We start from the raw sequence: 5,718 nt of genomic DNA, 5'->3' as shown, positions 1-5,718 counted from the left end.
CGCCATCGACAACGCCCGCCTCTACTCGGCGCAGACCACGATGAGCAGCGCGCTCCAGCGCAGCCTCCTCCCGCCCGGCATCCCGGACCTCTCGGCCAGCGCCTCGCGGGCCGCGTCGCGCACGACCACGAAGGTGGCGCGGGCGGGCTCCGGCAGCTCGGGGATCTTGTACGGGGCGGCCTCGGCCTGCATCGCGATCACCGACATGTGGTGCGCGACCACGTCGTGCAGCTCGCGCGCGATCCGGGCGCGCTCCTCCAGCACCGCCTGCCGGGCCAGGTCCCGGCGGTGCAGCTCCTCCTGCTCGCGCAGCGCCCGCTCGGCGATCCGCCGGCCGCCGACCGCGTCGCCGAACGTCAGCGCCAGCGCCACCAGCGCGGACAGGATCACCCCGAACCAGGTCGGCATCGCCACCAGCGTGGCCGGGCCGATCACCCCGGCCACGCTGACCACGCCGACGCCGGCGGTCACCGTCCGGTCCCCGGCCGCCCCGACGCAGAACAGCATGATCATGAACGCCAGCCACGCGGTCGGCGACCACGGCCAGAAGCCCGCGTCCCGGCCGAGCAGGGCGCCGAGCAGCAGGCCGGTCGCCGCGATCCGCCACGCCAGCAGCGGCCGGAACAGCACCATCACCAGCGGGGCGGCCTGGAGCAGCCCGGCGGGCACGCTCTGGTCGGCCGACAGGTGCTGGCTTTCCATCCCGATGGCGATGGACCCGGCGCTGAAGCCGATCGCGAGGAGCGTCATGAGCACGGTCAGGGGGACGCGCATCCACCACCGCCGGGGCAGCGGCGGGCGCACCGCGTGCGGCCCGGTCGCGACGCCGGGCAGCACCGCGCGCCGCAGCGCGGCCCGGAGGAAGTCCGTCCCGAGGGACGGCGCCGGTGACGAGGCGGGCGAGGGCCCCGGGGACGCGCCGGGGAGGGGCCCGGAGGACGGGCCGGAGGAGGAGTGGTCGCTCATTTGCCTGGAGAGTATGCCGCTCACGGTCCCGGCCGCCTGCCTCCCCGGAGGGAGATCCGGCCCGCCGCCTCCGGTATCGGCCCCGGTCGTCGCGGTCGCGGGCCGGCGCCGGGGCCCCGCCGGCGCCGGGCCACGCGGCGCCCGCCCGTCCTGGCACGGCCCCGGGCGAACCTTGGCCCCCCGCCGGGCATGACTGATCTTTTCGAGGGAAGGTCCCGGACATGGCTACCGAGGATGAGGAGAGCGCGTCGACCAGCACCGCGGCCGAGGGACACTCGGCCGCGGTCGCCGTGATGCTGGCGGGTGCGGCGGCGCTGGGCGGGTTCCTGTTCGGCTACGACTCGTCGGTGATCAACGGCACCGTGGACGCGCTGAAGCAGCAGTTCCACCTGAACTCGTTCTGGATCGGGTTCGTGGTCTCCTCGGCGCTGCTCGGCTGCGCCGCCGGGGCCTGGTGCGCCGGCCCGATCGCCGACCGGGTCGGCCGGATCAAGGTCATGGTCGGCGCGGCGGTCATCTTCATGGTGAGCTCGATCGGCTCGGCGCTGGCGTTCAGCGCCGTGGACCTGACCTTCTGGCGGCTGGTCGGCGGCCTCGCCATCGGCACCGCCTCGGTGATCGCGCCCGCCTACATCGCCGAGATCGCGCCGGCGAACCTGCGCGGCCGGCTCGGCTCGCTGCAGCAGATGGCGATCGTGCTCGGCATCTTCGCCGCGCTGGTGGTGAACTACATCATCGCCCAGGTGTCGGAGGGCGGCGCGACCGGGCGCTTCCCGTGGGGCGGGTCGTCCTGGCGCTGGATGTTCGCCGCCGCGACGGTTCCGGCGGTCCTGTACGGCGTGGTCTCGCTGGTCATCCCCGAGTCGCCGCGCTACCTGGTCAAGAAGCACGAGCTCGCGCGGGCCCGGCAGGTGCTGCGGAAGGTCACCGGGCGCGGCGACGTGGACGTGAAGGTCGGCGAGATCGTCCGGTCGATCGCCTCGGACCGGCCGGTCCACCTGCGCGACCTGCGCGGCCACCGGTTCGGGCTGCTGCCGATCGTCTGGATCGGCATCCTGCTGTCGGTGTTCCAGCAGTTCGTCGGCATCAACGTGATCTTCTACTACGGCACCACGCTGTGGCAGGCCGCGGGGTTCGGCGAGAGCGACGCCATGCTCACCTCGGTCATCAACTCGCTGGTGAACGTCGGCTCCACCCTGGTCGCGATCGCGCTGGTCGACCGGATCGGCCGCCGCCCGCTGCTGCTGTTCGGCGCGGGTCTGATGGCGGTGACGCTCTGCGTGATGGCCGTCTGCTTCGCCACCGCCCCCGTCGTGGACGGCAACCCCAAGCTCGGCGACGTGGCCGGCCCGGTCGCGCTGGTCGCCGCCAACCTGTACGTGTTCGGATTCGCCTCCACCTGGGGCCCGGTCGTCTGGGTGATGCTCGGCGAGATGTTCAACAACTTCATCCGGGCCTCGGCGCTCGCGGTCGCGGCGGCCGCGCAGTGGATCGCCAACTGGCTGATCACCGTGACGTTCCCGTGGCTGTCGGGCCTGTCGCTCGGGCTCGCCTACGGCCTGTACACGGTGTTCGCCGCGCTCGCGTTCCTGTTCGTCTGGCGCGCCGTCCCCGAGACCAAGGGCCGGGAGCTGGAGGACATGGACAAGCTCGAAGGGCCGGCGCACCGGCCGCGGACGTCCCCCGCCTGAGCGCCGGCGCCGGCGGCCTGAGCCGTGGCCCCGGCCGCCCGGTCCCGGGACGCCGCCCGCGCCCGGACCGGGCGGCCGGTCACGTAGTACACTCGGCCGCGTGAGAGCCGTGTCCGTCGCCGTGCTGGCGCTGACGACCACGCCGGGTCCGTCCCGGCGCCACGGCCGCACGTCCTGATCTTCGAACTGCGGTGAGGCCCCGGGAGTCGCTCCCGGGGCCTCACCGCGTTCCGGGGACCCGCTCGATACCATTTCGAACCCGACCAGTAACGCGAGGAGACACCGTGTCAGAGCTGCGCATCACCCTCGACGGAAGCGAGCGGGTGGTGCCCGCAGGCACGACCGCGGGGCAGGCCCTCGACGCCGACGGCCGCACCGTCATCGCGGCGCGGGTCAACGAGCAGCTGCGCGACCTGGAGTACCAGGTGGCCGAGGGCGACACCGTCGAGCCGGTGGAGATCGGCTCCGCGGACGGCCGCGCCATCATGCGGCACTCGGCCGCGCACGTGATGGCCCAGGCCGTCCAGGAGCTGCACCCCGAGGCCAAGCTCGGCATCGGCCCGCCGGTCGAGAACGGCTTCTACTACGACTTCGACGTCGCCGAGCCGTTCACCCCCGACGACCTCAAGCGCATCGAGAAGCGCATGCGCGAGATCGTCAAGCAGGGCCAGCGGTTCTCCCGCCGGGTCGTCTCCGACGACGAGGCGCGCGCGGAGCTCGCCGCCGAGCCGTACAAGCTGGAACTGATCGGGATCAAGGGCTCGGCGTCCGCCGACGACGGCGCGAACGTCGAGGTCGGCGCGGGCGAGCTGACCATCTACGACAACCTCGACGCCAAGTCCGGCGAGCTTCGCTGGAAGGACCTGTGCCGGGGCCCGCACCTGCCGACCACCCGCGTCATCCCGGCGTTCAAGCTGATGCGGACCGGCGGCGCGTACTGGCGCGGCAGCGAGAAGAACCCGCAGCTCCAGCGCATCTACGGCACCGCGTGGGAGTCCCGCGAGCGGCAGGACGAGTACCTGGGGATGCTCGCCGAGGCCGAGAAGCGCGACCACCGCAAGCTGGGCGCCGAGCTCGACCTGTTCTCCTTCCCGCCCGAGCTGGGCAGCGGCCTGCCGGTCTTCCATCCCAAGGGCGGGATCATCCGCAAGGAGATGGAGGACTACATGCGGCAGCGGCAGCTGGAGGCGGGGTACGAGTTCGTCAACACCCCGCACCTCACCAAGTCGTCGCTGTTCGAGATCTCCGGGCACCTGCCGTACTACGGCGAGGACATGTTCCCGGCGTTCGAGCTGGACGGCGTCGACTACCGGGTCAAGCCGATGAACTGCCCGATGCACAACCTGATCTTCCGGGCGCGCGGGCGGTCCTACCGCGAGCTGCCGCTGCGGCTGTGCGAGTTCGGGTCGGTGTACCGGTACGAGAAGTCCGGCGTCGTGCACGGCCTCACCCGCGTCCGCGGCATGACCCAGGACGACTCGCACATCTACGCCACCAAGGAGCAGATGGGCGACGAGATCAAGTCGCTGCTGCAGTTCGTGCTGAGCGTGCTGCGCGACTTCGGCCTCCGCGAGTTCTACCTGGAGCTGTCCACCCGCGACGACTCCGACAAGTTCATCGGCGACGACGCGGACTGGGACGAGGCCACCGAGGCGCTGCGCCAGGCCGCGCTCGACTCCGGCCTGGACCTGGTCGACGACCCGGGCGGCGCGGCGTTCTACGGCCCGAAGATCTCCGTCCAGGCGCGGGACGCGATCGGCCGCACCTGGCAGCTGTCGACCATCCAGCTCGACTTCAACCAGCCCAAGCGGTTCGGGCTGGAGTACCAGGCGGCCGACGGCACCCGGCAGCAGCCGGTGATGATCCACCGGGCGCTGTTCGGGTCGGTCGAGCGGTTCATGGGCGTGCTGATCGAGCACTACGCGGGCGCGATGCCGCCGTGGCTCTCGCCGGTGCAGGTCGTCGGCGTCCCGATCGGCGACGCGCACGTCCCGCACCTGGAGAAGGTCGCCGCCGCGCTGCGCGAGCACGGGATCCGGGTCGAGGTGGACTCCTCGTCCGACCGGATGCAGAAGAAGATCCGCAACGCGCAGAAGCAGAAGATCCCGTTCATGCTGCTCGCGGGCGACGACGACGTGAACGCCGACGCCGTCTCGTTCCGGTACCGCGACGGCGAGCAGAAGAACGGCGTCTCCATCCCGGACGCCGTGGACGAGATCGTCAAGGCCGTGCGGGAGCGCGTCCAGGTCTGAGCAGGGGTGGGAGCGGGCCTCCGGCGAGCACCGCCGGAGGCCCCGCCCGGCCGGGCGGCGAGCACCGCCCGGCGCCCCCGGCTTGGTAGCCTCGGCCGCCACACGCACCACGGACCCCCCGGAGCACCAGCATGAAGACCAGCAGTCCGCCCCCCGCCGGACCGGGCCTGACCGTCGCCCGGCTCCTCGGGTACGGGGGCGCGGCCCTGCTGGTCTCGGCGGCCGTGGCGGTGCTGGTGTTCCAGGCCCTCAGCGGAGGGCACGGGAAGGGCGCGTCGGCCTCCGGGACGGGCGGCGCGTCCCCGGCGGACGGCGCGTCCGGCGGTCCGGCCCCCTCGGGGCCCGTGACACGGCAGACGCAGGGCGGCGGCTCCGCGCCGTCGCGGCCCGGGACGTCCCCGGGCACGGGTTCGCAGCCCGGCGACCAGGGCGCGCCGATGCCCAGCACGGGCGGCGGCGTCGGCGCCGAGTACTGCCCGTCGGGCACGGCCGTCTACCGCGCCGGACGCGCCGCCGGCCTGGAGGTGGCGGTCACCGTCGGCGCCGCGGGCGTGGTGAAGGCCGAGGTCACCGTCGCGGGCCACGGTCCGCTGAGCGACCAGGCGTCGCTCCGCAAGGCGGGCACGCACACCTTCCGGTTCGCCGTCGCGCCGACCCTGGTCCGCCGCGTCAAGATCACCACGCTGTCGGTCGGCGTGGACATGCAGACCTGCTACGCCCGCCCCGCCTGACCGTTCCCCGCGCGCCGCCTGGCCGCGACTCCCGGGACGGCCTCGACTGGGCCCGCGGCAACTTCTGGCTGCGGCGCC

The 5,718-nt window shown here is 73.2% G+C and carries 4 protein-coding genes; 3 read left to right on the top strand and 1 reads right to left on the bottom strand.

Annotated elements, in window-relative coordinates; all coding sequences use genetic code 11:
* Positions 1–21: 21 nt before the first annotated feature.
* A complete protein-coding gene (locus AB0J52_RS24255; RefSeq protein WP_500184388.1) occupies positions 22–966 on the bottom strand; it encodes a sensor histidine kinase in 945 nt (314 codons plus the stop codon).
* 221 nt (positions 967–1,187) lie between these two features.
* On the opposite strand from AB0J52_RS24255, the gene AB0J52_RS24250 reads away from it, so the two are divergent.
* The 3 genes from AB0J52_RS24250 to AB0J52_RS24240 all read left to right on the top strand — a co-directional run bounded on the left by AB0J52_RS24250 (position 1,188) and on the right by AB0J52_RS24240 (position 5,640).
* Complete coding sequence (locus tag AB0J52_RS24250; protein WP_500184387.1) at positions 1,188–2,657, top strand: sugar porter family MFS transporter; 1,470 nt, start codon at positions 1,188–1,190, stop codon at positions 2,655–2,657.
* Positions 2,658–2,941: 284 nt separating this feature from the next.
* Complete coding sequence (thrS, locus tag AB0J52_RS24245) at positions 2,942–4,909, top strand: threonine--tRNA ligase (RefSeq protein ID WP_500184386.1); 1,968 nt, start codon at positions 2,942–2,944, stop codon at positions 4,907–4,909.
* A 131-nt stretch (positions 4,910–5,040) separates the two neighbouring features.
* The gene (locus AB0J52_RS24240) at positions 5,041–5,640 is read left to right on the top strand and encodes a hypothetical protein (RefSeq protein WP_500184384.1); all 600 of its coding nucleotides are present in this window, start codon (positions 5,041–5,043) and stop codon (positions 5,638–5,640) included.
* The last annotated feature ends 78 nt before the right edge of the window (positions 5,641–5,718 follow it).

This window comes from Spirillospora sp. NPDC049652, from assembly GCF_040675125.1.
GTDB lineage: Bacteria > Actinomycetota > Actinomycetes > Streptosporangiales > Streptosporangiaceae > Spirillospora.
Note: the sequence above shows the minus strand (reverse complement) of the source record. Positions and strands in the feature narration are given on the sequence as shown.

Coding starts and splice junctions, on each gene's coding strand:
- AB0J52_RS24255 (WP_500184388.1), bottom strand. CDS start 966: ATGAGCGACCACTCCTCCTCCGGCCCGTCCTCCGGGCCCCTCCCCGGC.
- AB0J52_RS24250 (WP_500184387.1), top strand. CDS start 1,188: ATGGCTACCGAGGATGAGGAGAGCGCGTCGACCAGCACCGCGGCCGAG.
- AB0J52_RS24240 (WP_500184384.1), top strand. CDS start 5,041: ATGAAGACCAGCAGTCCGCCCCCCGCCGGACCGGGCCTGACCGTCGCC.